This window comes from Pseudomonas cichorii (assembly GCF_018343775.1).
Classification (GTDB): domain Bacteria; phylum Pseudomonadota; class Gammaproteobacteria; order Pseudomonadales; family Pseudomonadaceae; genus Aquipseudomonas; species Aquipseudomonas cichorii.
This window is the reverse complement of record NZ_CP074349.1, coordinates 122,827-148,799: the sequence shown is the minus strand read 5'-3', so window position 1 is coordinate 148,799 and position 25,973 is coordinate 122,827. Positions and strand designations below refer to the sequence as shown.

Here is a 25,973-nt window from a genome sequence, read left to right as displayed (position 1 = left end):
GGTTTCGGGCTAAGCCAGTCGGCTATCTACCTCGAAATCCAGCTCCATGGCCTTGGCCACGATGGTCTTGAAGGACGAATGGCGCACATTCAGCAGGTAGTTGAACTCCCGCGGCACGATCACGCTGGGCACCGCCAGCGCCAGACTCTGACCCGACTCCAGCCATGCATCCCCGAAAGACGAGGTAGAGGCCGGAGCGGGCTCTTCGCGCCAGTCTGCAGGCAGGGTATCGGGACGAACCTTGAGAATGCGGTCCTTGGGAATCAGCAGTTCCAGCATGACGTAGTGCTGGATCATGCTGGAGTTATCCAGATGGACCAGCACCTCCAGCAACGCCAGCGATTCGCTGCCGGCGCAATACACGCAGGCCTGGCCCTTGCTGTTCCAGCGTCCACCGTAGAGCTTTGCACCTTCGCCGTCGAAAGCCTGAGCCAGCCATTTGCGTTTTACAAGACGATAGACATGGATCACGCAACGACCCCGTGCTCAAGACGACCGATCAGGTCCAGCACGGCCTGGGCTTCTGCCGAGGTGGTGAGCATTTCCAGCGGCCTGCGCTGACCCAGCCCGTAGACCGGCTTGGTCAGCCAGCGGCGGGTGGCTTCGGTGTCGTCTTCGAACAGGTCCATTGCGGCCTTGTAGATGGCCGCCAGGCGAAACAGCCGGTCGCTTTCCTCGGCATTGAACTGACGCACCTTGAGGCGCCGTTGCAGTGTTGCGGGCGCAATCCCCAAGTGTTCGGCCAGAGTCGAGCGATTCAGGTCGGTGTAGCTGGCCAGTCGCTCGAACACTTCGTAGGGCAACCCGGCACGCAAGGCGTTGTACAACTGCGCGCCACGGGGAGGCACGCCCAGTCTTTGCCAGAAGTCTTCCTCCTGAGCGGGGGTTGGGTAATAGTCGCGAATAGCCAGAGGCATGACAGAATCCTTCCATCTACTGATAGTGACTAGCTATATCACTTGATCATCGCTCTGTCATACATAACGCTGACAGACGGTTGAGAAACGACACACTCAACAGGAAAGTTCATGCTCTTTTTATGGGCTCAATATTCAGGAAAAAGCGTCGATAAATCATTATGTCATTGAGGTATATATCAGTTTGCCTGCCCTGCTATATTGAACCTGTGCTCTAGCGCAATCTCAGGTGCTGCAAGGCCTGCTGCATTGAACAGGCGCCGATCCATCAGGCTTCCACGCGCACAGTTATTGCATGAAAGTCGTTACAGCAGGGCAAGAAGGGACTAACAGGTTCTGTGTCGAAGTATCAAAGGGGTTTTTACAGGTTACGCTCCGGCCCGTTTTTTCGTGAAGGCAATCGGACGTATTGATACTCTGCTGCCGTCAGCCTGAAACTTTTGTAGTGAGAAACAATGAATGTCCATGATTCCGCTGCTGATTTGCGATGACTCCAACATGGCTCGCAAGCAACTATTGCGAGCCTTGCCTGAGGACTGGGGTGTATCGGTCACGATGGCAACCAATGGACTCGAAGGGCTGGGTGCCGTTCGCAATGGATTGGGTGAGGTCGTACTGCTGGACCTGACCATGCCCGTGATGGATGGCTATCAGGCGCTGGCTGCCATTCGTGCAGAAAACCTTGAAGCCAAGGTGATCGTGGTTTCCGGCGACGTTCAGGATGAAGCGGTCCGGCGTGTCATGGAACTTGGCGCACTGGCCTTCCTGAAAAAGCCCGCCGACCCCGACGAACTCAAGCAGACCCTTGTGCGGCTGGGCCTGATGGGCGAGCCGACCAAGGTGCCAACCGCCGTTGTGCCGCTCAAGGATGGCGCCATCAGTTTCCAGGATGCCTTCCGGGAAACCATCAACGTCGCCATGGGCCGTGCCGCGGCCTTGCTGGCCAAGGTGCTGGGCGTATTCGTGCAATTGCCGGTCCCCAACGTCAACATGCTCGAAGTCGGTGAGCTGCATATGGCCCTTGCCGATGCCCATCGCGACCAGCGTCTCACGGCGGTGTGCCAGGGCTATATCGGCGGCGGCATTTCCGGCGAAGCACTGCTGATTTTCCATGACTCGGAACTCTCCGACATGTCTCAGCTGATGCAGCGCGACTCGCCTGACTACACCGACATGGAAATGCTGCTGGACCTGTCCACGGTCCTGATTGGCGCCTGCCTGAGCGGGATTGCCGAGCAGATCGATATCGCTTTCTCCCAGGGACACCCGCAGATTCTGGGCGCTCAGGGCGGGATCGATGACCTGATTCGCGTCAACAGCAAGCGCTGGAAGAAGACTCTCGCGGTGGAGATCAGTTACAACATCGAAGGCCACAACATTCACTTCGATCTGTTGATGTTGTTCACCGAAGACTCGGTCGAACTGCTGACGCGCAAACTTGCCTACATGATGAGCTGACCCCATGAGCCATATCGATATCAACGAGCTGCACTGGCTGTTGGCCGTCACCCAGAACATCGACGTCGGCATCGTGGTCCTGGACCGGGATTACCGGGTGATGGTCTGGAATACCTTCATGGAGAACCGCTCTGGCGTGACGCCGTACGAGGCGACCAGCAAGACGTTCTTCGAGCTGTTTCCCGAGGTCAACCAGCAGTGGTTCAGCAAGAAGGTCGAGAATGTCGTGACCCTCGGCACGCCTGCTTTCACGATCTGGGAGCAGCGACCTTATCTGGTGCGTTTCAAGAACTACCAGCCCATCACCGGGCAGGAAGAGTTCATGTACCAGAACACCACGATGTTTCCGCTGCGGGCGACCAACAACGAGATCAACCAGATCTGTCTGGTGATCTACGACGTGACGGACGTGGCCACCAACCGGCATCAATTGCAGGCAGCGCTCAAGCAGCTCTCCGACAGCCAGCCTGCCAACGGTTAATCGCCACAGGAACAAGGGCCGCCATCAGGCTGCGGCCCGGCTCCTGCTCGTGCTAGGATCGCGATTTTTCCGGTGACGTTCAGGGACATCATGCGACCTCAATCCACACTCACTGTTTTGCCTGTCGAGCACCCTCTGGTCGGGCGCGTCAGCCCGCCGGGCTCCAAATCGATCACCAACCGTGCGTTGCTGCTGGCTGGCCTGGCAAAAGGGACGAGTCGCCTGACAGGTGCCTTGAAGAGTGACGATACCCGCGTCATGTCCGAAGCCCTGCGCCTGATGGGCGTCCAGGTCGATGAACCGGATGACAGCACCTTCGTCGTCACCAGTTCCGGTCACTGGCAAGCTCCGCAACAGGCGCTGTTCCTGGGCAATGCCGGCACCGCGACCCGCTTCCTGACCGCTGCACTGGCCAACTTCGAAGGTGAATTCATCGTCGATGGCGATGAGTACATGCGCAAGCGTCCTATCGGCCCGCTGGTCGATGCCTTGCAGCGCATGGGCGTACAGGTCAGCGCGCCGACCGGTTGCCCGCCCGTCACGATCAAGGGCCTGGGCGGCCTGGCCGCCGGGCGTATCGAAATCGACGGCAATCTTTCCAGCCAGTACGTCTCGGCCTTGCTGATGGCCGGCGCCTGCGGGCAAGGTCCGATCGAAGTGACCCTGACCGGCAGCGAAATCGGCGCACGCGGCTATGTGGACCTGACCCTGGCGGCAATGAAAGCCTTTGGCGCTGAAGTCGAAGCGATTGGCGATGCGGCCTGGAAAGTCTCGGCCACCGGTTATCAGGCCACGGATTTCCATATCGAACCTGACGCTTCGGCGGCCACTTACCTGTGGGCCGCCCAAGTGCTGACCGAAGGCAAGATCGACCTGGGTGTCGCCACTGAAGAATTCACCCAGCCCGATGCACTGGCCAGCCAGATCATCGATAGCTTTCCGAACATGCCGGCCGTGATCGACGGTTCGCAGATGCAGGACGCGATCCCGACGCTGGCGGTGCTGGCGGCGTTCAACAACCATCCAGTGCGCTTCGTCGGCCTGGCCAACCTGCGGGTCAAGGAATGCGACCGCATTTCCGCGCTGTCACACGGCCTGTGCGCCATCGCGCCGGGGCTGGCGGTAGAAGAGGGTGACGATCTACTGGTTCATGCCAACCCGGCACTGAGCGGTCAGACCGTCGATGCCTTGATCGACACCCATTCCGACCACCGAATCGCCATGTGCTTCGCCCTGGCGGGCCTGAAGATCGCAGGCATCCGGATTCTCGACCCCGATTGCGTCGGCAAGACCTATCCCGGCTACTGGGCGGCGCTGGAATCGCTGGGCGTGCAGATCAGGCGCTAGGGTCCCTTCGCGACTGAAGTCGCTCCTACAGTGGGAGCGAATTCATTCGCGAATATTCAGATCCCGAAAATCGGCTGCAGCATCCGGGCAACCAGGCCCTGGAAGCGCAGCGGGGAATCGGTGCCCATTACACAGATGCAATATTCATCGCCGTTGGCCGTAGGCTGGTGCTGCGTATCGCTATCCAGATCGGCGAGGTCTCCGGGCCGGTATTCGCCCAGTTCATCGTGATAGGAACCCTGGAGCACGAGTGTCATTTCGCTGCCCTCATGGCTGTGCAGCGGCATGCTGACACCGGGAGCGATTCTCAGCAGCATGAGGTTGCCTTGTTCAAAGCCCTTGGCACGAACCCGCTGCACACCGGGAAGCAGGGTTTTCCAGGGCTGCTCGCTCAGGTAGCGGCCAAAATGGGCGTGCAGGGCAACGGGTAACAAGTCCGGACTCTTAACGACAGGCTCGGCCTGTACATCGGCACGAGGCGGCTCACCCAGGCGGGCAAGCATGGCATCGCGTCCCTTGGCGGGCTCCACGGCTGCGCTGTATTGCTGGATCAGCAAACCGCCGATGCGTTCTGCATGGCGCAGGCGATCACGACACTCAGCACACTGTTCAAAATGAGCGGCGGTAACCAGAGAAATTGTCTGTGCCAGCGCACCCGAGGCGTAGCTGACCAGGGTGGCTTCATCGGGATGATGGACCGGGCTCATCATGACTCCTCGACCTTGGAGCGCAGCTTTTGAAAGGCCAGGCGCAGGCACGACTTCACAGTTCCTAAAGGCATGCCAAGGCGCTGGGCGATCTCTCGATGGCTGAGCGCTTCAAAGTAGGACATCCGTAAAACCCTGGCCTGATCGGCCGGCAGGTTCTGGATGGCCATGTTCAGTTGTTTTTCCTGGCGCTGGCTGTAATCGAGGGAGCTGTCGGCAGGCGCCTCCAGAAGCTCGAGTTGTTCCAGCGAATTCTGCACCACGACCCAGCCACTGTCCTTGCGCACGCTGTCGATATACAGGTTGCGCGCGATCCGGAACAACCAGGTTCCGAGACTGGCCTTGGCCGGATCAAAGGATTCAGCCTTGTGCCACAGTTTGAGCAGCACTTCCTGCATCAGCTCTTCGGCCTGCCCGTCAGGCACTTTCAACCCCGTCAGATAGCGCAACAGACGGGGCGCGAAGTGATCGTAGATGCGCATGAAGCTGTCGCGGTCCTGACTGCGGGCCACAGCGGTGACTTCATCGATCCAAAGTCGGGTGATTGGCGAGTCGCTGTACGAGGGTGACACGTGGCGGAAGGTCCTGATGCGGGCAATGCTGCTCATGATCACCTTCTGGTCGCCGTTGTCTGGAATGGGTCGGGTTGCCTGTGTGTTACGCAACCTGGGCCAGAACGGATCACAAAGATGAACTGCCGGGAAAAAGTATTTTTATCTGATTGCCATGATAGCCGTCTGCCACGGACTGGTGCAGCCCGCAGTGGCGAAAAGTAAGCAAAGACTGAATCTGATCAAAGACGGGGAGTTTATTTCAAACCTGTCTAAGCCACTATGATTTCTGACAGTGGCCGATAACGACCTATTCATTAACCTAGGAGGACGACGTTACTTCAACTCATCCCTGCGGGGGCTCTCATGGACATCGACCTTTCCCACCACCCAATGACAAACGCGCTGATCAGGCTGGCACTTTTGCTGATGCTCATCGTCGGCGCGAGTCTGCTTGTTGCGCCAGGTCGTGCAGAGGCAGCCAATCTGGCCGAATGCACAGGCACCCACACGGCAGAGTGGTCGCCTGGCCTGACCAACACGTCACAAACCATCAATGTTTCGACGAACAGCAACTGGTCCGTCTGTGTACTTCCATTAGGCGTCAGCGCAGCATCTGCGCAGAGCTTTCAGGCGACCTTTTCCTGCCAGTCGTTTTTTCTGAAAACCCCCACTATCACATGGGTCATCAACTGGAGCGATGGAACCACCAGCACCTACGCATTCACCGCACAGATAGAAAACTCCGGCAACTTGAATACTACGATCATCGGAGATGGCACGATCACCGACGGGCGTTACAAGGGGGCCAAAGCTCAAACCCTTTTCACGCTTGTGAACCTTAAGTCCATCTTGAACAACGACTGCAACCAGCCTTCGGGCGTTACCAAGGTGAGCGGTATTTCAAAACTGGTCATTTCACCTTTATAAGTGAACCCATGCACAAGAAGGTTGTGTGGCCGATCCCGCACAACCTTCCCTGCATCACTTCCCCGCCTTAAAGCACCACGCTGGGCAACCACAGCGAAATGGCAGGAATGTAGGTCACCATCATCAGCACCATGAACAACGCCAGATAGAACGGCAGCAGTGCCTTGACGGTGGCTTCGATGGAGACTTTGCCCACCGCCGCCCCGACGAACAGCACCGCGCCCACCGGCGGTGTAATCAGGCCGATTCCCAGATTGACCAGCATGATCATGCCGAAGTGAACCGGATCGACGCCGATGCCGGTAATCACGGGCAGCAGGATCGGAGTCAGAATCAGGATCAACGGTGCCATGTCCATCACCGTACCCAGCAACAGCAGCATGACGTTGATGCACATCAGGATCACGTAACGGTTATCCGACAAGGTCAGGAAGGCCGTGGTGATCTTCATGGGGATTTCCATCAGCGTCAGGATGTAACCGAAGCTGGCAGCAAAACCGATCAGGATCATGACGATGGAAATGGTCCGTACCGCCCGGTGCATCAGCTTGGGCAAGTCGCGCCACTTGTAGTCGCGGTAGATGAACATGGTGACGAAGAACGACCAGACCACGGCGACAGCCGCCGACTCGGTCGCGGTGAACACGCCGGTCAGGATCCCGCCGAGGATAATGACCATGGCCATCAGGCCCCAGAGTGCATCGGCGGCAATTTTCAGTGCCTGGCGCAGTGGAATGACTTCACCCTTGGGGTAATTGCGTTTGCGCGCAAAGATCATGCACAACACCATCAATACCGCGCTGAGCAGCAAGCCCGGCATGATTCCGGCCATGAACAGCGAAGCGATGGACACCGTGCCGCCTGCCGCCAGCGAGTACAGTACCGAGTTATGGCTGGGCGGCGTCAACAGGGCTTGTACCGAACCACTGACCGTCACGGCGGTGGAGAAGTCCCGCGGGTAGCCTTTGCGCTCCATTTCCGGAATCAGCACCGAACCGACCGAGGCGGTATCGGCCACGGACGAACCCGAGATGGCACCAAAGAAGGTCGACGCGACGATATTCACCAAGGACAGGCCGCCCCGCACGAACCCCACCAGCACACCGGCAAACGCCACCAGTCGTCGGGACATTCCGCCTTCGGCCATGATTGCGCCAGCCAGCACGAAGAACGGAATCGCCAGCAGCGAAAACTTGTTCACGCCGCCTGCCACCTGAATCATCAGTGCATCGAAAGGAATCTCAATCCACCAGGCTCCAATAAGCGCCGAAAGGCCCAGTGCATAAGCGACCGGCATGCCCAGGAGAATCAGCGCGATGAAGCTTCCCAGCAATATAAAAGCGTCCATTCATGCGGCCTCTTCGCTTTCTTCCAACAGATCGAAGCGCACGGCACGGCGGTGGCTTTGATCACCCAGAAACAGTTTTTCCAGCACGAAGATCAGGGTCAGAATTCCGCCAATGGGAATCGGCAGGTAGGAAATCCCCACGCGCAGGAAAGGCATATCACCGAGAAATTGATTCCAGGTCGTCGCGCAGAGCTTGAACCCCTTGGTGGTCATGAACACACACACCACCGCCATGAGGATTTGCACCAGGACCGCAGCGGCCTGGCGCAGTTGTGGCGACATGCGTTCAGTCGCCATCGCTACCGCCATGTGCGCACCGGCACGGTAACTGGCGGCTGCGCCGAAGAAGGTGAACACCACCATCAGCAGGATCGCGGTGGGCTCCGGCCAACTGGAGCCACTGCCCAGTACGTAACGGGCAAAGATGCCCCAGGGGATGATCAGGCTCATCGTCAGCACCGACAGGCCGGCAATCGCGATGCAGATCCGGTAAAGCACGTCGTTAATGCGCAGTAGCGTATTTTTCATTGGGCTCACCACAACCGAGGCGAGCGGGCTTGCGCCCGCTGCGCGGCATTATCGAATGGGCTTAGTTGGCGCCGACCTTGGTGGCATCGGTCTTGACGGCTTCGATACGGCTGATCAGTTCCTTGTAAGGCGCACCGTATTTGTCGCGCACAGGCTGCGTGGCATCGTAGAAAGCCTTCTTCTGCTCAGGCGTGAGGGTGATGAATTCCACGCCGCTGGCCTTGAGTTTCGCTTCGGCTTCGGACGACTTCTTGTCCCACAGCACGCGCTCTTCCATCTGGGCTTCGCGAGCCAGCTTCTTCACCAGCGCCTGCTGGTCGGGGCTGAGCTTTTCCCAGGTTGCCTTGGAGATCACCACCGGCTCGGGCAGGATCAGGTGCTCGGTCAGGGTGTAGAACTTGGCGTTCTGGTAGTGGTTGTGTTCCAGCAGGGTCGGCGGGTTGTTTTCCGCGCCGTCGATCACGCCGGTCTGCAAGGCACTGAAGATTTCGCCCGTGGCCATGGCGATGCCGTTGCCGCCCATGCCATTGATGGTGTCGATGAATACCGGATTGCCTTGTACCCGGATCTTCATGCCCTTGAGGTCGGATATCTGCCGTACCGGCTTCTTGGTGTACAGGTTGCGAGTACCGCCATCCATCCAGGCAAGGGCCACCAGGTTGAAGTTCGAGTGGGTGATCTTGTCGAGGATTTCCTGACCGATCTCACCGTCGATGATGGCGCGCATGTGTTCATGGTCACGGAACACAAACGGCAGGTTGAACACGTTCACGTCCGGTACCACCGGGCCCACGATACCCAGGCTGACCCGGGTCATCTGGATGGCATTGGCCTGGACCTGCTCGATCACTTCTTTCTCCGAGCCCAGCACACCGCCCGCGAACATCTTGAAGCTGATATCGCCGTTGCTTTGTTCCTGCAGTTTCTTGCCCATGTTCTGTTCGGCGACCACCGGCGGGTAACCGGTAGGGTGTACTTCGGCGAATTTGATCTTTATTTCCGCCAGGGCGGCGTTCGAGAAGCAAAAGGCCAACGGCAATACGGTGAGGAGGAGCTTGCGTTTGAAATCCATGGAGTTCTCCGATTTTGTTGTTTTTGGTCGGTGCTACGGGGATTTTCAGTGTCGACAGGTCAGCCCTGGAATATCGGCTCCTCAAGCCCGGTCACGCCGGGTCTGAAGGCAAACACGCCGCCAGCCAGAGGTTGGTCGCCGATATCGCCCCCCGGGCGAATGGACGTGATGTACAGGGTATCCAGCCCTGAACCACCAAAAGCGCACATGGTTGGTTTTTTCACCGGGACGGCCACGGAGCGGTCGAGCCTGCCCTTTGGCGTGAACCGATGGATCAACCCGGCATCGTTGCCGCAGATCCAGTAACAGCCATCGCTGTCTACTGCCGCGCCATCGGGACGGCCCGGATAGTCGTTCATGTCCACGAACAGACGGCGGTCATGAGGGGTGCCGCTGTCCGTGTCGTAATCGAACGCCCAGATTTTCTGCACGCTGGGGTGGGAGTCGGACAGGTACATCGTTTTGCCGTCAGGGCTGAACCCTAGACCATTGGGAACGATGTAGCCCTGTAATTGCGCATTCAGTTGCTGCTGTCCCGCGCTGTAGCGATACAAGGCCCCGGCAGGCACGCCTGCGGCCATGTCCAGGAGCATGGTGCCCGCCCAGAAACGCCCCTGACGGTCGCAGCGACCGTCATTGAAGCGCATGCCGGGTTGTCCATGCCCGACGCCCGCCAGCAGGGTGCCGGTCAGGTTTTCGCCTTCGCCGGGCAGCAGGTGAAACAGGCCGCTTTCCATCCCGGCGATCCAGCCGCCACTGCTGTGAGCAGCGATGCAGGCCAACATCTGCGGGGCTTTCCAGCTGTGGATACGGTTATCGGCAGCATTCCAGCGGTACAAACGCCCGGCAGGAATGTCGACCCAGTAAAGCGCTTGCTCGCGAACACTCCAGACAGGGCTTTCACCCGTGGCGTTGCGGGCATCGAAGATCAGTTCAGCATCCATGGCAATTCGGATCTCTATGAAGTCTTCCGATTGAAAGTACGACGGTTATTCGTCGCCGAAAGGCCCTGCTGCGACAAAGGCGCCACCTTGATAGATCCGGGCCGGATCGTCGGCGGCAGGCATCGGCTGGGCTTCGACCTTGGCGCGGAAAACTTCGGAGCTGTCCTTGGGGGAATACTCCAGATGGCTGGCCAGCCGGTTATCCCACCACACGGTCTTGTTGTCTGACATCCCGTACACCACGGTATGGCCGACATCCAGCGTATACAGGGCACGTTCCAGGAGTTGGGTCAGGTCGTCGTAGCTGAGCCAGGTGCTCATCATCCGACGGTTTTGAGGTTCACTGAACGAAGAGCCGATGCGGATACTCACAGTTTCTATACCGTAACGATCAAAGTAGAAACTGGCCATGTCTTCGCCATAGGACTTTGAAAGACCGTAGTAACCGTCCGGGCGACGAGGGGCATGGGCATCGATGACCTGGTCTTGCTTGTAGAAGCCGATGACATGGTTGGAGCTGGCGAAGATCACCCGTTTGACGCCGTGGCGGCGGGCGGCTTCGTAGATATGGAACACGCCGGCGATATTGGCGCCGAGGATTTCCTCGAAGGGACGTTCGACTGAAACACCGCCGAAATGCAGGATCGCATCGACGCCTTCCACCAGCTGATGTACGGCCTGTTTGTCGGAGAGATCACATCTCTGGACTTCTTCACTACTATCAACAGGAGGCTCGAGTTCCGCGATATCGGAGAGTCTGAGCGTTTTCGCATAAGGCTTCAGTGTCTTGCGCAACACCTTGCCCAGGCCTCCTGCCGCACCTGTGAGCAGGAGGCGGTTGAAGGGATTTTGAGTATGACGAGCTGTGGTCATGAGAGATTCCTTGCTTGTTATTGTTATATGTTGTCGTACAACATGGAGTATTTACAGCATAGCCCGCTTTGTCAACGCATCGGCAAAGGATAGCCAGACCGATGGAAGGAGCAATTCGATCAATTCATGTCAGCGCCACTGACACCCGCCACATCACCTACCTACAGGCCAGTGATGAACAGCTTCCAGCATTTCGATATCAACGTTGTCGGACGCGATTTCGCGGTTGGCGATATCCATGGACATTTCGCCCGATTGCTGGGGGTTCTGGATGAAATTGGCTTCGATAAAGTCATCGACCGCCTGTTCTGCACAGGCAACCTGATCGATCGCGGTCCACAAAGTCACTTGTCTGTCGAATGGCTGGACCAGCCCTGGTTCTTCTCCGTACAGGGCAGCACTGAAGCCCTGGCCATCGAGTATGTGGAAGGCCAGCGGCTGGACTATCAAAAGTATGTCGCCAATGGCGCGAGCTGGTTTCTGGAACTGTCCGATGAAAAACAACTGCACTTCGCAAAACGCTTCTTCCGGATGCCGCTGGCACTGGAAGTGGATACCGCCGAGGGCCTGATCGGCATCGTGCATGCCTGTTGTCCACTACCCACCTGGGATCTGATGAGCGCGGTAGCGCGCGAGGAGTTGCCAGGACTCTTGCAACTGCGCAAGTCATGCCTGTGGTCACATATGCGCTTGCGCTCGGGAGACACCAGCGGCATACCGGATCTGCGGGCACTGATCGTGGGCCATACGCTGGTGCGGCAACCAGAAGTTCTGGGCAATGTATTTCATATCGATACTGGCGGCTGGCAGGCTGACGGCAGCGGATATTTCACCATCCTGGAACTCGCTACGCTGTACATGCATGAAAGAAAATAAGCCACGCCACGCAATATTTCTCATGGGGGCGTAGTGCAAACAAGAGTTCATGTTTCAGGCATGAAACAGCACGACTGTTTTTATTGATTGAATAATAAAAATATCAACCACCCATCGCCTCAAAAGGCCCTGTATCCAACGGCCTGCCACACTGGCTTACAGCAGTAAACGGCCACCCGATTCCCAGGCCCTGAAAATGATCGACGATCCTGCAAAAGGACGCTCAAATCATATTCATGGTAGTTCGCTTGTCACTGAAGGTTTGACGCCTCCCACAACACTGAATGCCGCTGAAGCGATTTCAGAGGCGGTAGCCATCTTTGAAGAAAGTTCAGGATCACCGTTATCCGGCACACCGCAACACCATGATTCTCCACAAGTCGCCATTCTGCTGTGCACGTTCAATGGCCAGCGTTTTTTACCCCAACAGTTGGACTCCATAAAAAACCAGCGCTGGACGTCCTGGTTCATTGCGATATCGGACGATGGTTCCAGTGATGGAACCCTGGATATAGCGAATCATTATCAGGACTTGTGGGGAGCAGAGAAAATAAAAGTGTGGCGTGGGCCTGGCTGTGGGTTCGCTCACAATTTTCTGTCCTTTACCCACAATCGCACATTGCAGGCCGACTTCTATGCCTGGTGTGATCAGGACGATATCTGGGACGAAAACAAGTTGCAGGTGGCCGTCGACTGGCTGCAAAGCGTTCCCCATGACGAGCCGGCGATTTATCTGGGGCGCACCAGACTGATCAGCGAACAGGGCGAAGTGCTTGGCTGCTCACCGCTGTTTCAGCGACCGCCGTCCTTCGCCAATGCACTGGTGCAGAACATCGGCGGCGGCAACACCATGGTCTTCAACCACGCGACACGCTGCCTGCTCCAGGATGCCACTGAGCATCTGACGCTGTTGTCACTGGATATCGTGTCCCATGACTGGTGGGCCTATCTGCTGGTCACCGGCGTCGGCGGGCAGGTGCGCTACGACCCGACCCCTTACGTGCGTTATCGCCAGCACGACAGCAATCTGGTGGGCTCGAACGCGGGCTGGAAAGCACGGATCGTGCGCATCCGTCAGTTGTTCAAAGGACGCTTCAGGGACTGGAACACCACCCATATCGCCGCACTGGAAGCGGTCACCCTGTATCTGACCGACGATAGCCGCGACTTGCTGGAACAGCTCAAGAACCTGCGTTCTCCCTCGATTGCCGTACGCCTGGCAAGTTTCAGACATACCGATCTTTACCGACAGACAAGGCTGGGCAATCTGGGATTGCTGATAGCCGTCCTCATTAATGTGATGTGAATTGTCTCTTCGCGAATGAATTCGCTCCTACGGTGAAGGGATAGGAGCGAATTCATTCGCGAAAAGGGGCATCGGAGCAAAAATGCTCAACCCCCATCTGGTCCCCGCCGCAAGTCCTGTGGCGCTCGTTCGCAGCCTGTGGAATCACCGCCAGCTCATTCTCACGATGACCCGACGCGATGTTATCGGGCGTTACCGTGGTTCGGTCATGGGGATTGCCTGGTCGTTCTTTAATCCCGTGCTCATGTTGGCGGTCTACACCTTCGTGTTCTCCGAAATATTCCAGGCCCGCTGGGCAGGGCAGGAAACCGGCAAGGGAAACTTTGCCATTCTGCTGTTCGTGGGAATGATTGTTCATGGCTTGTTTGCCGAATGCGCGAACCGGTCCACTTCGCTGATTATTTCCAACAGCAACTACGTGAAGAAGGTCCTGTTCCCGCTGGAAATCCTGCCGATGGTGACATTGGGCTCAGCCGTCTTTCATACGCTGATCAGCCTGACCGTTCTGCTGCTGGCGCAATTCCTTCTCACTCATACGTTGTATGCGACTGCCATTACCTTTCCGCTGGTCCTGCTCCCGCTGTTGATCGCAACCCTCGGGTTCAGTTGGCTATTGGCTGCGCTGGGCGTGTACCTGCGCGATGTCGGGCAATTCATTGGCGTACTGACCACCGTGCTGCTGTTCCTGTCGCCCGTGCTTTATCCCGTGGCTGCCTTGCCGGAGGTTTATCAACCCTGGCTGAAGCTCAACCCGCTGACCTACATCATCGAAGAAAGCCGCAACGTCCTGCTGTTCGGGCTCTGGCCGCAATGGGACAGCCTGGCACTGGCGATGCTGATCGGCTTCGGGTTCGCGGCGCTGGGCTTCGGGTTCTTTCAAAAAACTCGCAAAGGGTTTGCCGATGTCCTCTGATGAAATCGCCATCAGCGTGCGCGATGTCTCCAAGTGCTTTTATTCCTACGACAAACCCGTGGACCGGCTGCTGCATTCGCTGGTCCCCAGAGTGCAGTCGATGCTGGGGCTGCCTGCCAGAACCTATGGCCGGGAGTTCTGGGCGCTGCGCAATATCGATTTTGAAGTCGCAAAAGGCGAAACGGTCGCGGTGGTCGGGCGCAACGGATCCGGAAAGTCGACCTTGCTGCAGATTATCTGCGGCACCCTGATACCCACGGGCGGCACGGTCCAGACCCAGGGTCGGGTGGCGGCGTTGCTGGAGCTGGGGTCGGGCTTCAACCCTGAGTTCACGGGCCGGGAAAACGTCTATCTGAATGCCTCGGTGCTGGGCCTGGATCGCGAAGAAGTCGACCGGCGCTTCAGTGCCATTGCCGACTTTGCCGATATCGGCGAATTCATCGATCAGCAGGTCAAGACCTACTCCAGCGGCATGGCGGTGCGCCTGGCGTTTGCGGTCCAGGCCCAGGTCGATCCGCAGGTGCTGATTGTCGATGAAGCCCTGTCGGTGGGCGATGCGAAGTTCCAAGCCAAGTGCTTCGAGCGGCTGCGGCAATTGAAGCAGAACGGCACCAGCATTCTGCTGGTGACCCATGCCAGCGAACAGGTGGTGACCCACTGCAACCGGGCGATCCTGCTGGATCGGGGCCATGTGGAAATGATCGGCGCCTCGCGACCGGTCATCAATCGCTACATGGACCTGCTGTTCGGTCGCGACCGGCGCGTCGAGCCTGAGCTGCCGAAACAACAGGCTTCACTCCAGACACCCCGAAATGATCACGACCCCGTCCTGAGCTTCGAGCACGACGCCTACAGCTCGCGTGCCGGTTTCAACCCCCATGAATATCGCTGGGGCGATGGTGCCGCCAGCCTCCAGGACTTTCACCTGGCGGCCAATGGTCGCGAATTCCCCACCAGCATCGAGCCGGGTGACGAGGTGGTGCTGCACCTGGCCATCTGCTTCAACCGCACGATCAGCAACCCCGTATTGGGTTTCACGATAAAGACCAAGGAAGGCGTCACCGTCTACGGCACCAACTCTTACCTGCTGGGCTGTGCCTCCAGCCAGGACCTGTACAACGGCGGATCACGGCTCAAGGCCTGTATGAAATTCACCAACCGCCTGGCCAGTGGCGACTACTTCATCTCGATAGGTGTCGCCTCCCGCGAAGGGGAAGACATCGTTCCCCATGACCGCCGCTATGACTCCATTCACTTCGTTGTCGCCCCGACCAGCACATTGTTCGGCCTGGTCGATCTTGCCGTCACGATGGATTTCGACCAGGTAAACCACCCATGATCGATCTAGAACAACGCGGTTATCGCCAGGACAAAACCACCCGGGTATGGGCGCGCCCCGACTATCAGGGGCTTGCCTACAACGACGGTGACGAAAGCGAAGAGCGCCTGGCGCAGATCATCCGTGACGCCGTGGACTTGTCGGTGCTGTCCAGCGAACTGAGCAGGCATTGCACGGACTGGCCGTCGCTGTACCACCTGGGCCGGGCGCGTGGAAATATCCTGCGGCCCTTTAGCCACCTTCTGTCAGGACGAGTACTGGAAATCGGCGCAGGCTGTGGCGCCATCAGCCGTTATCTGGGGGAATGCGGCGCCAGCGTGCTGAGCCTGGAAGGCAGTGTGCGCCGGGCCACAATAGCTGCAAGCCGCACACGGGATCTGGACAACGTCACCGTAGTCGCCGAGCGCTTCGACCAGTTCAATCCGCTCCATCGTTTCGATGTCGTCACCCTGATCGGCGTTCTCGAATACGCCAGCATGTTCAGCCAGCAACCCGATGCAGCCCTGAACATGCTCAAACGGGTCAAAGACCTGCTGGAACCCGATGGTGTGCTGCTGCTCGCCATTGAAAACCAATTGGGGCTCAAGTACTTCGCCGGCGCACCGGAAGATCATCTCAATCGCCCGATGTATGGCATCGAAGGTCGCTACAGCGACCATGATCCCGAAACGTTCGGCCGCAAGAGCCTGATGGCGCTTCTTGAAGAGGCGGGCTTCAGTCGCTCGCAATTCCTGTTTCCGATGCCTGATTACAAATTGCCCAACTCCATCGTCACCCAGCGCGGGTTTGAGCTGGGCAGCTTCGATGCCGCAGCACTGGCCTGGCAGAACGCCAGAAAAGACCCCCAGTTACCCAGCGCGCCCTTGTTCAACCTGGAGCGGGCCTGGCCGGTGATCGTCAGCAACGGCCTGGGCATGGAGCTGGCCAATTCCTTTCTGGTCGCCGCCTCATCCTCGACGTCCAACGTTGTGCCACCCGACATGCTTGCAGGCCATTACAACGTCAGCAGAAAACCCGGCTACTGCAAGCAAACGCTGTTTATCGAAACGGACGACGGCATCGAGGTGCGACATGAACCCTTGCGCGCAGAAACAGCCATCGACGAAGAGGGCGCTTACCGACATGTGCTTTCCCGTGTCGACCGATATCGACGCGGACAGGCGCTCAGCCAGCAATTCCTCAATATCGCCAGCGCACCCGACTGGACGCTCAAGGACTTCGGGGCGTTCATCTCGCGTTATCTGAAGGCACTCGAAACCCTGCTTGAAGAACGAGGCCATACAGCCACTCTGAACACTCTCGACGAACGCTTGCCCGGACTGTTTATCGATGCGGTGCCGCACAACATTCTGCTCGACGCTGAAAACCGCCCGGCCCTGATCGATATCGAATGGGATGTCCAGGAGGGCGTGCTGCTCGGGCATCTGCTGATTCGCGCCCTGTTGCTGCTGATCGCCAGCGCCATGCCGTTCTGCCCAGGCGTCATGCCACTGACCCGACGTCAGTTCATCATTCACAGTCTGCGCCATGCGGGTCTGGAAATGCCGTTGCCGGAGCTGGAAGCCTTCATCGAAAAAGAGGCAGAATTCCAGGCCTTTGTAACCGGCATCAGAGCCGACCACTTCCTGAACTGGGAGCCCGAGCAGATCATCAATCCACGGGCCGAGCCCGTGCAATCCAAGGTTCTGGCCAAGCTGTACTACAGCGATGAGGCTGGCAACTTTCGGGAAGATCATGCCCTGGACATCGAGGTCCTGCCCGGCCATCAACAGTTGCAGTTTTCCCTGAAAAACCTGAAAACACCGCCCAAGAGGCTCAGGCTTGATCCTGTGGACCGCCATATTTCCTTCTCTGTGGATAACTTGCGGATCCTCAAGGCGCAGACCGAAATCTGGTCCTGGGATGGCGATATTGCTTCGCTGCCTTCGGTGTCGGGCCTCATGGAAATCGAAAAGTCAGGCTTGTCCGTGCTGTTTGTCTGCCTGGACGATGATCCTTATCTGGAGCTGCCGGTAGACCTGTCGCAACTGACCGACCTGCGCGGCCTGGTGTTGAGACTGGATCTGGTGCTCTACACCGATGAAGTGATCGCCCGGCGCATCAACCAGAATCGTAACTGGGCCGTTCAGCAGGAGTCTTCGCTGCGAACAGCCTTCGAGCCTCTGCATGAGCAGATGCAGACCCTGGCCCTGCGCATCAATGAGCTGGAGAGCACCACTTACCTGATCCAGCAGAATGTCTCCGATGGCAAACAACACACTGTCCAGACCGTCGAGCGCCTGCTCAATGACCATGCGCACCTGACCAACGGCCGCGAGGCACTCATAGCGGATCTGGAAAGCGCACTGCTCAATCAGCAGATTGAAAAAGACACCCGCATCCATACCTTGAACCTGCGTATCCGCGCGCTGGAAGGTTCCTATAGCCGCAGGCTGGCAGCGCCGCTGCGCCACTCGGTCATTGCGGCCCGTCGCCTGACAAAGCTTTCCAGGCATCTGCCAGCACTGGTGCGTCGGGGCGGCGGTTTCAGGAAAACCGCCAATCGGGCCGCCCGCGTCTTGCAGGAGCATGGTCTGCTGGGATTGCTGGCGCGGATGCGCTGGTTCCTGAATGACACGAGCACAGGGCCTGAAAGGGTTGAGGTCGAGCCGACACCGGACCGCCATGACTATGCAGCCTGGATCAGGCAGTACGACACACTCGATGACGATGACCGCCAGGAAATCGCCCGGCACATCGACACCTGGAAAAGTCCGCCACTGATTTCGGTCATCATGCCGGTCTTCGACCCACCGCTGGACCTGCTGCGCGAAGCCCTCGACAGCATCAGAAACCAGCTGTATCCCCATTGGGAGCTGTGCATTGCCGACGATGCTTCCAGTAACCCGGCGGTGCAGGAGTTCCTGAAGCAGGCAGAACGGCAGAACCCTAGGATCAAGGTCATATTGCGCAGCACCAACGGGCATATTTCAGAGGCCAGCAATTCGGCTCTCGATATCGCCCGGGGGCAATACATCGCGCTGATGGACAACGATGATCTGCTGCCCGAGCACGCGCTGTATTGGGTGGCCCGCAAAATCATCGAGCACCCGGATGTCGGCATCCTTTATTCGGACGAAGACAAGATCGACCGAAAGGGACAACGCAGTGCGCCTTACTTCAAGTCTGACTGGAACGAATTCCTGTTCCGCTCGCAGAACATGATTTCCCACCTTGGCGTCTATCGGCGCGATCTGGTCGAGCAGGTGGGTCGCTTCCGGGTGAAGTTCGAGGGCTCGCAGGATTACGACCTGGCTTTGCGCTGCAGCGAAAAGCTTTCCCGAGAACAGATCATTCATATCAGCCGCGTGCTCTATCACTGGCGCATTCACGCCGGCAGCACCGCCATGGCGACCGATGAAAAACCCTATGCCGCCCTGGCTGGCGTAAAAGCCCTGGACGAACACCTGCAACGTACCGGGCGCGCTGGCTGGACCGAGTTGCTGCCCATCGGGATGTACCGCGTGCATTACCGGTTGCCGAAGCACAACCCTCTGGTCAGCCTGATCATTCCGACCCGCAACGCTGGCTCACTGGTCAAACAATGCATCGACAGCATCCAGAACCTGACCCACTACGGCCCGTATGAAATCATCGTGGTGGATAACGGCTCCGACGACAGCGAATCCCTGGCGTATTTCGAGCACCTCAGCGAACAGCCGAACATCATGGTGCTCAGGGATGACGGCCCTTTCAATTATTCCGCGCTGAACAATCAGGCCGTCAGGCTGGCACGCGGTGAACTGGTGGGTTTGATCAATAACGATATCGAAGTCATCAGCCCCGAATGGCTGGATGAAATGGTCGCCCTGGCCTTGCAGCCGGAGGTCGGAGCAGTGGGCGCGCGGTTATGGTTTCCCGATGACCGGCTGCAGCATGGCGGCGTCATTCTGGGCATTGGCGGTATAGCCAATCACTCGCATAAATTCCTGCCCCGAGGTGAACATGGTTATTTCGGGCGTGCCGTATTGATTCAGGAATTCTCGGCGGTGACGGCGGCCTGCCTGGTTATTCGCAAATCCATCTTCGAGCAGGTCAACGGCCTTGATGAGACGAACCTGAAGGTAGCCTTCAACGACGTCGATTTCTGCCTGCGGGTCAAAGAGGCCGGGTACATGAACCTGTGGACCCCTTTTGCCGAGCTGTACCATCACGAATCGGCAACCCGTGGCTTTGAAGACTCCCCGCAAAAGCAGGCGCGTTTCAGCCAGGAAGTGGCTTACATGCACACACGCTGGCCGGAGATAGAAACCGATCCTGCCTACAACCCGAACCTGACACTGGAGCAACTGGACTTCAGCCTGGCCTGGCCTCCACGCCAGGAAGAGTGATCAGTACAAATCCCGGACGAATGCTGTACAGGAACAGCGACAGAAAAAACCAGCCGAGCATGACCGGGTCGAGCAGGTCACCGTTCTGACGAAACGTCTGCGCCGTCATCTTGAAGAGGTACCTGGCCGATGGAGATTCCCAGCACACAGGCCAGCGCCGCGAGATAGATCGCCATGCTAGAGCTCCCGGGCGAGGTCGCAATACCGGTGCGCAGGGAAAGCCCCCAATGAAAGATCCCGAAGACAGTACCGAATATCAGCAGAAGCAAACCGAGGGGAAGTTTAAAGGACGCCAGTGACATATCCCGCAAGTAGTAGTTGTAGAACAGGCGCTTGAACATATTGCACAGGTGTTTGCCAATGAACTCGCCCAGAATCGCGAGACCTTGAGGTTACTGACTTCATCACCATATCGGGCACTCATTGGAATATCCACCACCACGGCGCGCAGAGTGCCAAGACGAAACAGGATGTCGGTTTTGACGAAGTAACGCGGGCTGATCTTGTTCATCGGAAAGTGCCGGGCAACATCACTGTGAATAGCGGTATACCCGTTGGTCTGATCGAAAAATTCCCAATATCCCGATGAAAGTTTATTCATCAGGGACAGTGTGGTGTTACCAAAAATACGCAGGCCGGGCAGGCGGGATATTTCTTCCAGATTGAAGAAGCGATTGCCCTTGGTATAGTCCGCCTCGCCACTCTGTATCGGCGCGATGAAGCCGGGAATCAACGCCGGATCCATATGCCCGTCGCCGTCCACCTTGACCGTGCCTCCGACGCCCAGATTGACGGGGTTGAATATCACCCTGACCCGCCGATCCGTACAGTGCTGTTCGACTTCATGGCCGGAGCTCTGGGGGCAACAATCATCCACTGCATAAATCCGGCTGACGCTTTCACCCACTCCGGCGATAACATCCAGTATGTGGTCTTTTACCTTGAAGCTTGGGATAACGACAGCAGTCCTGAGCACAGGAGTAATGAGATCGTGAGTCGTCATGAAGTTTGCCTGAGCGTCGCAGAAGGGTTATCGGACACGGCTGATGCGCTACAGTAAAGTTCAGCAGCCCGAAGAATTCCATCTCAATGACTGCGCCATGAAAGTTGCAGGGTTAATTAACAGTTTCATGAAATACTGTTAACTTTACTGACAGTAACGAACGTGTTACTGACGCATGCTTTTATCTACTTCTCGGTATTTAACTTCCCACTGGTACAGCTGATCACACCCATGAATACACCCGCTGAAATCGACATTTCAGGACTCAGGTGTTACGACAAGATCGTCGATGATGTGACCTATAGCGTTCCACGCGGTATCACTCGTGAAACACGAGGTCGGGTCTGGATCGTTCGCGTCCTGAAAAATAAAAAGATACTGGTCTCGGCACGCTTCACCGATTTGCGGTTTGGCGGAACACGGCGTGCCCTGGATGCTGCAATCATTCACCTGATCCACAGTGGCTATGCCTGGATGCGGGACGACGTCCTGCAACTGAGCGAAAGTGCTACGGCGCATTGGCGCAAGCGAAGTGGGGCCGGCCTGTGTGCCGTCGCCTATGTTCCGAAAAAGGGGCCGGGCCGTGGCGAAACCTTTTTCCTGTCCACTTACAAGCGGGTTGCCAGTGGCCGGGGCATGGGGAAACTTCGCTCCAAGCTGGTCGAAGTGCTGGAAAATGCCTATGAAGTGGAAGAGGGCGTTGCCGTCATACCTTATTCCGCTCAGAAAAAGATTCGTCAGGAAGTCGATCAGTTATTCGAGAGCGAGAAATTCCAGGCCTTTCTCGAAGCCGGAAGACGCAAGGCCGACCAGATAGCCGTCAACCAGTACGTTGAAACCATCAACCGGCTCAACTGAAAAGCCCCGGGACCCGTAAGTCCCGGGCTCTGCCTGTCAGACCCGGAAGCGGCTGACCATCGTCTGCAACTGAACGCCCAGACGCGCCAGCTCGACACTGGAAGCGGCGGTTTCCTCACTGGCGGAAGCCGTCTGCTCGGACACATCGCGCACATTGATGATGCTGCGGGTGATTTCCTCGGCCACGGCATTCTGCTGTTCGGCGGCCGCCGCAATCTGCTGGTTCATGGCCTGGATCGTGGAGACGGTCTGGGTAATGCTACCCAATGATGCACCCGCCTTGCGGCTGAGCGTGACGCTGTTGGCCGTCAGCTCGCGGCTGTTGAGCATGATGCTAGACACCTGACGAGTACCGTTCTGCAGGCCGGCCACCAGGCTCTCGATTTCCTCGGTGGACTGCTGGGTACGTTGTGCAAGACCGCGTACTTCATCAGCCACTACCGCAAACCCACGGCCTGCTTCACCGGCCCGCGCCGCCTCGATGGCCGCGTTGAGGGCCAGCAGGTTGGTCTGTTCGGCCACAGCCTTGATCACGTCCATGACCTTGCCGATCTTGTTGCTTTCCTGCTCCAGCTCGCTCATCGCTTCAGCCGAGCGTCCCACTTCCAAAGCCAAGCGTTCGATCTGAGCAATCGCTTCACCCACGACCCGGTCACCATCGAGGGCTTCGCGGTCGGCACTGGATGCAGCCTGGGAAGCCTGTTCGGCGTTTTGCGCCACTTCCTGGACGGTGGCCGACATTTCATTCATGGCCGTGGCCACCTGATCGGTTTCGACCTTCTGATTGTTGACCCCGGCACTGGTCTGCTCGGTCACTGCCGACAACTGCTCGGCAGCACTGGCAATCTGAGTCACGCCATCACGGATCCCGACAATCAGGTCGCGCAGGGTTGCGCTCATGCGTTGTACGCCCTGTTGCAGAACACCCAGCTCATCGCGGCGCGTCACAGCAATGTTGCGTGACAGATCGCCCGACGCGATACGCTCCACTTCAACCAGCGTGTCCTGCAAGGGACTGGTGATCTGGCGGGTGATAATCAGCGCCGCCAGAATGCCCAGAACCAGAGCCAGCACGGTGCCGCCGATCTGCATGTTGCGGGCATGGGCGCTGTCTTCAGCACCACGAACAGCCTGGAGTTGATACAGCGCTTCGCTGACCTTGGCCATCTCCACACCTTGTGCGGTGTTTTCCTTGCGAGCCGTTCCGATCGCCGTATTCGCCGCCTTGAAGTTATCCACAGCCTGGCGATAGCTGACAATTGAGCTTTCCAGTTGCTTGAATTCGTCACCATAGCTGCCATTGAAAGCAGCCCTGAGAGGCTCCATGCCTTGCAGGGCCGTCTCGAGCTGGCGGTAGGCGTTCTTTTCCGTGGTTTCGTTGGGGTTGCCGGTGTAGCCACGCACTTCATAGCGAATCAGGGCCAGGTTTTCCTTGGCTTTCATAATCGCTTGATAGCGCCCGAAACGTCGCTCGTCATCCGGCGACATGGCGAGCACGTCGTCGATGATCCTGCCGATGATTTCTGCACCTTTGACGGCGTGGACACCCATGGTTTTACGTAACGCAGCATCGGAGCGGTAAGCCTCACGCATCCGGTCATACGACTGCTGGTAGTCGGCGGTAAGTTTGCCCATCTCCTGGAGCTTTTCCTGATTACCCGGATAGGTAAAAAGCCCCAGCAGTGTGTTGTGCTTTTCCTTGAGATGGTTGAGAAGGCCCTGAGCGACATCACCCATCTTTTCATCGCCGTTCTCGGTCACGTATTGCAAACGCCTCAGGCGTAGCTCACTCATGTCGGCGTTGAGGCCCATGATGTCGGCAACACGATCGCTACGCTCGATCAGGCTACCCAGGCCACTCCAGCCCGTCAGAGCCATGAGGCACGTCAAGACGAGCACCGCACCAAAGCCCAATGCCAGTTTCAATTTCACACTGATATTCGCAAACCATGTATTCATGACATTCCTTCGATTTCCTGAACGCTCGCACGGGCGCTTTGAACCGCGACCTGTTGTCCAGTGAGTGGGCGGATCGAACCAGCAAATTGATACAGATGATTACATGAATAACAGAAAGGATGGCTACAGGCCATTTATAAGTGCGCAAATTTTCATTCACACAGGCGGGCGCAAAAGCTTGAGATAGAGAGGCTGGCGCCAGAAAGAACTGAGCCCGGCAAAGGCCGGGCTCAAGAGTGAGGCGGGATGTATCAGACGCGGAAGTGGCTGACCATCATCTGCAACTGGCCACCCAGACGGGCCAGCTCGACGCTGGAAGCAGCGGTTTCTTCACTGGCCGAAGCGGTCTGCTCGGAAACGTCACGCACGTTGATGATGCTGCGGCTGATTTCCTCGGCCACAGCGCTTTGCTCTTCGGCAGCAGCGGCGATCTGCTGGTTCATGGCCTGAATGTTGGAGACAGTCTGGGTGATATTGCCCAGCGATGCGCCCGCCTTGCGGCTGAGGGTAACGCTGTTGGCTGTCAGCTCGCGGCTGCTGAGCATGATGTTCGACACCTGACGGGTGCCGTTCTGCAGACCGGCCACCAGCGTCTCGATTTCCTCGGTGGATTGCTGGGTACGTTGCGCCAGGCCACGCACCTCGTCGGCCACCACCGCAAAACCACGACCGGCTTCACCCGCACGTGCCGCCTCAATGGCCGCGTTGAGGGCCAGCAGGTTAGTCTGCTCGGCCACGGCCTTGATCACGTCCATGACCTTGCCGATCTTGTCGCTTTCCTGCTCCAGCTCGCTCATGGCATCAGCCGAACGACCCACTTCAGTGGCCAGACGCTCGATCTGCGCAATGGCCTCGCCTACCACCTTGTCGCCGTCGCGAGCTTCGCGGTCGGCATTGGAAGCCGCTTGCGAAGCCTGTTCGGCGTTGCGGGCAACTTCCTGAACAGTGGCCGACATTTCATGCATGGCAGTAGCCACCTGATCGGTCTCCACTTTCTGGCTGTTGACCCCGGCGCTGGTCTGTTCGGTCACAGCCGACAGCTCTTCGGCAGCGCTGGCAATTTGGGCCACACCGTCGCGAATCCCGGTAATCAGTGTGCGCAGAGTCGTACCCATGCGCTGGATGCCTTGTTGCAGCACGCCCAGCTCGTCTTGGCGGGTCACCACGATGGTCTGCGACAGATCGCCCGAAGCGATGCGGTCTACAACGGCCATGGTTTCCTGCAGAGGACGGGTGATCTGACGGGTAATAAGCACCGCAGCCAGAATGCCCAGCAACAGCGCCAGCACCGTGCAGCCAATCTGCATGTTGCGAGCCTGTTCACTCTCCATATCACGACGATCCAGCTGAATCTGATACATGTCTTCGCTGATCTTGACGATGTCCTGGCCTTGTACGGTCATTTCCTTACGGGCTTGAGCGATATCGACATTGGCCGTCTTGAAGCCCTGAAGCGCGGTGCGATAGTTGCCCAGTGCCGTTTCCAGCTGCTTCAGAATATCGCCGTGTGTGTCGCTGAAAGTGGCTTTGAGCGCATTCAGGCCCTTGATGGCGTCGTCCAGCTGGGCGACGGCTTTCTGTTCGTTTTCAGGTGTGATGTCGGCGGCATAGCCACGGACTTCGTACCGCACCTGCATCATGTCTTCCTTGGTCGTGACGACGCTTTCATACTGGCTGAAACGGGTTTCATCAGCAGGATCCAGATTTTTGACATCCGCCAGGATCTGCTCGATCAGGGCCGCGCCCTTGACCGCATGCACGCCCATTTCCGTACGCATGGCGATGCTGGTCCTGTAACCATTGCGCATGTTGTTCAGGGATTTCTGATAATCGCTGATCACGGCACCCAGCTTTTCGAGCAGCCTGACGTTTTCAGGGCTCTTGAAGCTCTTGAGCAGTTTTTCCTGATAGTTCTTGAAACCATCCAGGGAAACCTGAACGGTTTCGGCGACCTTTTCGTCACCGTTAGCCACCATGTATTGCAGGCGCGTCACACGCAGCTTGGTCAGCTGGGAATTGAGCGAAGTGATGTCGCTCATCCAGTTGCTGCGCGCGATCAGCCCGCTGAGGCTGGTCCAGCCCGTCAAGGCAAGAATGGCAGTAAAAACAAGTACCAGACCGAACCCGAGGGCCAGTTTCATATTTACGCTGATGTTGGCAAACCAGCTATTCATCGACTTTCTCCGGGATCGT

22 protein-coding genes and 2 pseudogenes are annotated in these 25,973 nt (G+C 57.7%); 10 read left to right on the top strand and 14 right to left on the bottom strand.

Annotated elements, in window-relative coordinates; translation table 11 throughout:
* Positions 1-9 precede the first annotated feature (9 nt).
* Together KGD89_RS00695 and parS are read right to left on the bottom strand one after the other, a co-directional pair.
* Positions 10-471 (bottom strand): RES family NAD+ phosphorylase, encoded by a 462-nt coding sequence (locus KGD89_RS00695; RefSeq protein WP_025257907.1) that lies wholly within the window; start codon positions 469-471, stop codon positions 10-12.
* Positions 468-917, bottom strand: coding sequence for a type II RES/Xre toxin-antitoxin system antitoxin (parS, locus tag KGD89_RS00690; protein WP_025257906.1), 450 nt, complete (start codon positions 915-917; stop codon positions 468-470). Before parS ends, KGD89_RS00695 begins: the two co-directional genes overlap by 4 nt.
* A gap of 459 nt (positions 918-1,376) precedes the next feature.
* Between parS and KGD89_RS00685 the strand changes: the two genes are divergently transcribed.
* The 3 genes from KGD89_RS00685 to KGD89_RS00675 all read left to right on the top strand — a co-directional run bounded on the left by KGD89_RS00685 (position 1,377) and on the right by KGD89_RS00675 (position 4,203).
* Positions 1,377-2,375, top strand: a complete 999-nt coding sequence (locus tag KGD89_RS00685; RefSeq protein ID WP_025257905.1) for a response regulator — start codon at positions 1,377-1,379, stop codon at positions 2,373-2,375.
* 4 nt (positions 2,376-2,379) lie between these two features.
* Entirely contained in the window at positions 2,380-2,856 is a 477-nt protein-coding gene (locus KGD89_RS00680; protein ID WP_025257904.1) for a PAS domain-containing protein, read from the top strand.
* A gap of 90 nt (positions 2,857-2,946) precedes the next feature.
* Entirely contained in the window at positions 2,947-4,203 is a 1,257-nt protein-coding gene (locus KGD89_RS00675) for a 3-phosphoshikimate 1-carboxyvinyltransferase (RefSeq protein ID WP_025257903.1), read from the top strand.
* 56 nt (positions 4,204-4,259) lie between these two features.
* Here the strand turns inward: KGD89_RS00675 and KGD89_RS00670 are convergent, their stop codons facing one another.
* Entirely contained in the window at positions 4,260-4,910 is a 651-nt protein-coding gene (locus KGD89_RS00670) for a ChrR family anti-sigma-E factor (protein ID WP_025257902.1), read from the bottom strand.
* Positions 4,910-5,422 carry a sigma-70 family RNA polymerase sigma factor gene (locus KGD89_RS00665; RefSeq protein ID WP_025257901.1) on the bottom strand — a complete coding sequence of 171 codons (513 nt, stop codon included), beginning with the start codon at positions 5,420-5,422 and terminating at the stop codon, positions 4,910-4,912. Before KGD89_RS00665 ends, KGD89_RS00670 begins: the two co-directional genes overlap by 1 nt.
* Positions 5,423-5,827: 405 nt before the next feature.
* Between KGD89_RS00665 and KGD89_RS00660 the strand changes: the two genes are divergently transcribed.
* On the top strand, positions 5,828-6,391 hold the full coding sequence (locus KGD89_RS00660) for a hypothetical protein (protein ID WP_025257900.1): 564 nt from the start codon (positions 5,828-5,830) through the stop codon (positions 6,389-6,391).
* Positions 6,392-6,458: 67 nt separating this feature from the next.
* Here the strand turns inward: KGD89_RS00660 and KGD89_RS00655 are convergent, their stop codons facing one another.
* The 5 genes from KGD89_RS00655 to KGD89_RS00635 form a co-directional block, all read right to left on the bottom strand.
* Positions 6,459-7,739 carry a TRAP transporter large permease gene (locus tag KGD89_RS00655; protein WP_025257899.1) on the bottom strand — a complete coding sequence of 427 codons (1,281 nt, stop codon included), beginning with the start codon at positions 7,737-7,739 and terminating at the stop codon, positions 6,459-6,461.
* Complete coding sequence (locus tag KGD89_RS00650) at positions 7,740-8,267, bottom strand: TRAP transporter small permease (protein WP_025257898.1); 528 nt, start codon at positions 8,265-8,267, stop codon at positions 7,740-7,742.
* Positions 8,268-8,328: 61 nt separating this feature from the next.
* Positions 8,329-9,339, bottom strand: coding sequence for a TRAP transporter substrate-binding protein (locus KGD89_RS00645; protein ID WP_025257897.1), 1,011 nt, complete (start codon positions 9,337-9,339; stop codon positions 8,329-8,331).
* Between the two features lie 59 nt (positions 9,340-9,398).
* Positions 9,399-10,283 (bottom strand): glucurono-1,5-lactonase, encoded by an 885-nt coding sequence (locus KGD89_RS00640; protein ID WP_025257896.1) that lies wholly within the window; start codon positions 10,281-10,283, stop codon positions 9,399-9,401.
* A gap of 45 nt (positions 10,284-10,328) precedes the next feature.
* Positions 10,329-11,156, bottom strand: a complete 828-nt coding sequence (locus tag KGD89_RS00635) for an NAD-dependent epimerase/dehydratase family protein (RefSeq protein WP_025257895.1) — start codon at positions 11,154-11,156, stop codon at positions 10,329-10,331.
* 174 nt (positions 11,157-11,330) lie between these two features.
* Between KGD89_RS00635 and KGD89_RS00630 the strand changes: the two genes are divergently transcribed.
* The 5 genes from KGD89_RS00630 to KGD89_RS00610 all read left to right on the top strand — a co-directional run bounded on the left by KGD89_RS00630 (position 11,331) and on the right by KGD89_RS00610 (position 19,960).
* A complete protein-coding gene (locus KGD89_RS00630) occupies positions 11,331-12,032 on the top strand; it encodes a metallophosphoesterase (RefSeq protein ID WP_025257894.1) in 702 nt (233 codons plus the stop codon).
* Between the two features lie 262 nt (positions 12,033-12,294).
* On the top strand, positions 12,295-13,338 hold the full coding sequence (locus tag KGD89_RS00625) for a glycosyltransferase (protein WP_236249428.1): 1,044 nt from the start codon (positions 12,295-12,297) through the stop codon (positions 13,336-13,338).
* An 82-nt stretch (positions 13,339-13,420) separates the two neighbouring features.
* The gene (locus KGD89_RS00620; RefSeq protein WP_038399720.1) at positions 13,421-14,251 is read left to right on the top strand and encodes an ABC transporter permease; all 831 of its coding nucleotides are present in this window, start codon (positions 13,421-13,423) and stop codon (positions 14,249-14,251) included.
* Positions 14,241-15,590 (top strand): ABC transporter ATP-binding protein, encoded by a 1,350-nt coding sequence (locus KGD89_RS00615; RefSeq protein ID WP_025257891.1) that lies wholly within the window; start codon positions 14,241-14,243, stop codon positions 15,588-15,590. Before KGD89_RS00620 ends, KGD89_RS00615 begins: the two co-directional genes overlap by 11 nt.
* Positions 15,587-19,960 (top strand): glycosyltransferase, encoded by a 4,374-nt coding sequence (locus tag KGD89_RS00610; protein WP_025257890.1) that lies wholly within the window; start codon positions 15,587-15,589, stop codon positions 19,958-19,960. Before KGD89_RS00615 ends, KGD89_RS00610 begins: the two co-directional genes overlap by 4 nt.
* Here KGD89_RS00610 and KGD89_RS00605 read toward each other — a convergent pair.
* Together KGD89_RS00605 and KGD89_RS00600 are read right to left on the bottom strand one after the other, a co-directional pair.
* A complete protein-coding gene (locus KGD89_RS00605; RefSeq protein WP_162883715.1) occupies positions 19,926-20,069 on the bottom strand; it encodes a hypothetical protein in 144 nt (47 codons plus the stop codon). The genes KGD89_RS00610 and KGD89_RS00605 overlap by 35 nt on opposite strands.
* Positions 20,038-20,963: pseudogene (locus KGD89_RS00600) on the bottom strand (glycosyltransferase family 2 protein). The gene KGD89_RS00605 and the pseudogene KGD89_RS00600 overlap by 32 nt, the downstream one beginning before the upstream one ends.
* A 231-nt stretch (positions 20,964-21,194) precedes the next feature.
* Here KGD89_RS00600 and KGD89_RS00595 point away from each other — a divergent pair.
* Complete coding sequence (locus KGD89_RS00595) at positions 21,195-21,821, top strand: hypothetical protein (RefSeq protein ID WP_025257887.1); 627 nt, start codon at positions 21,195-21,197, stop codon at positions 21,819-21,821.
* Between the two features lie 36 nt (positions 21,822-21,857).
* On the opposite strand, the gene KGD89_RS00590 is transcribed toward KGD89_RS00595, so the two are convergent.
* From KGD89_RS00590 to KGD89_RS26255, 3 genes and pseudogenes are all read right to left on the bottom strand, one after another.
* Positions 21,858-23,780 carry a methyl-accepting chemotaxis protein gene (locus KGD89_RS00590; protein ID WP_025257886.1) on the bottom strand — a complete coding sequence of 641 codons (1,923 nt, stop codon included), beginning with the start codon at positions 23,778-23,780 and terminating at the stop codon, positions 21,858-21,860.
* A 251-nt stretch (positions 23,781-24,031) separates the two neighbouring features.
* Complete coding sequence (locus KGD89_RS26260) at positions 24,032-24,736, bottom strand: methyl-accepting chemotaxis protein (protein WP_397430453.1); 705 nt, start codon at positions 24,734-24,736, stop codon at positions 24,032-24,034.
* Positions 24,737-24,937: 201 nt separating this feature from the next.
* Positions 24,938-25,819 (bottom strand): annotated as a pseudogene (locus tag KGD89_RS26255) (methyl-accepting chemotaxis protein); the annotation flags it as partial.
* Positions 25,820-25,973: the final 154 nt, after the last annotated feature.

What these genes read in the sequence shown, in the direction of transcription:
- parS (WP_025257906.1), bottom strand. Translation starts at nt 917, where the DNA reads ATGCCTCTGGCTATTCGCGACTATTACCCAACCCCCGCTCAGGAGGAA.
- KGD89_RS00685 (WP_025257905.1), top strand. Translation starts at nt 1,377, where the DNA reads ATGTCCATGATTCCGCTGCTGATTTGCGATGACTCCAACATGGCTCGC.
- KGD89_RS00680 (WP_025257904.1), top strand. Translation starts at nt 2,380, where the DNA reads ATGAGCCATATCGATATCAACGAGCTGCACTGGCTGTTGGCCGTCACC.
- KGD89_RS00675 (WP_025257903.1), top strand. Translation starts at nt 2,947, where the DNA reads ATGCGACCTCAATCCACACTCACTGTTTTGCCTGTCGAGCACCCTCTG.
- KGD89_RS00670 (WP_025257902.1), bottom strand. Translation starts at nt 4,910, where the DNA reads ATGAGCCCGGTCCATCATCCCGATGAAGCCACCCTGGTCAGCTACGCC.
- KGD89_RS00660 (WP_025257900.1), top strand. Translation starts at nt 5,828, where the DNA reads ATGGACATCGACCTTTCCCACCACCCAATGACAAACGCGCTGATCAGG.
- KGD89_RS00655 (WP_025257899.1), bottom strand. Translation starts at nt 7,739, where the DNA reads ATGGACGCTTTTATATTGCTGGGAAGCTTCATCGCGCTGATTCTCCTG.
- KGD89_RS00650 (WP_025257898.1), bottom strand. Translation starts at nt 8,267, where the DNA reads ATGAAAAATACGCTACTGCGCATTAACGACGTGCTTTACCGGATCTGC.
- KGD89_RS00645 (WP_025257897.1), bottom strand. Translation starts at nt 9,339, where the DNA reads ATGGATTTCAAACGCAAGCTCCTCCTCACCGTATTGCCGTTGGCCTTT.
- KGD89_RS00640 (WP_025257896.1), bottom strand. Translation starts at nt 10,283, where the DNA reads ATGGATGCTGAACTGATCTTCGATGCCCGCAACGCCACGGGTGAAAGC.
- KGD89_RS00635 (WP_025257895.1), bottom strand. Translation starts at nt 11,156, where the DNA reads ATGACCACAGCTCGTCATACTCAAAATCCCTTCAACCGCCTCCTGCTC.
- KGD89_RS00630 (WP_025257894.1), top strand. Translation starts at nt 11,331, where the DNA reads ATGAACAGCTTCCAGCATTTCGATATCAACGTTGTCGGACGCGATTTC.
- KGD89_RS00620 (WP_038399720.1), top strand. Translation starts at nt 13,421, where the DNA reads ATGCTCAACCCCCATCTGGTCCCCGCCGCAAGTCCTGTGGCGCTCGTT.
- KGD89_RS00615 (WP_025257891.1), top strand. Translation starts at nt 14,241, where the DNA reads ATGTCCTCTGATGAAATCGCCATCAGCGTGCGCGATGTCTCCAAGTGC.
- KGD89_RS00610 (WP_025257890.1), top strand. Translation starts at nt 15,587, where the DNA reads ATGATCGATCTAGAACAACGCGGTTATCGCCAGGACAAAACCACCCGG.
- KGD89_RS00605 (WP_162883715.1), bottom strand. Translation starts at nt 20,069, where the DNA reads ATGACGGCGCAGACGTTTCGTCAGAACGGTGACCTGCTCGACCCGGTC.
- KGD89_RS00595 (WP_025257887.1), top strand. Translation starts at nt 21,195, where the DNA reads ATGAATACACCCGCTGAAATCGACATTTCAGGACTCAGGTGTTACGAC.
- KGD89_RS00590 (WP_025257886.1), bottom strand. Translation starts at nt 23,780, where the DNA reads ATGAATACATGGTTTGCGAATATCAGTGTGAAATTGAAACTGGCATTG.
- KGD89_RS26260 (WP_397430453.1), bottom strand. Translation starts at nt 24,736, where the DNA reads ATGTCGGCCACTGTTCAGGAAGTTGCCCGCAACGCCGAACAGGCTTCG.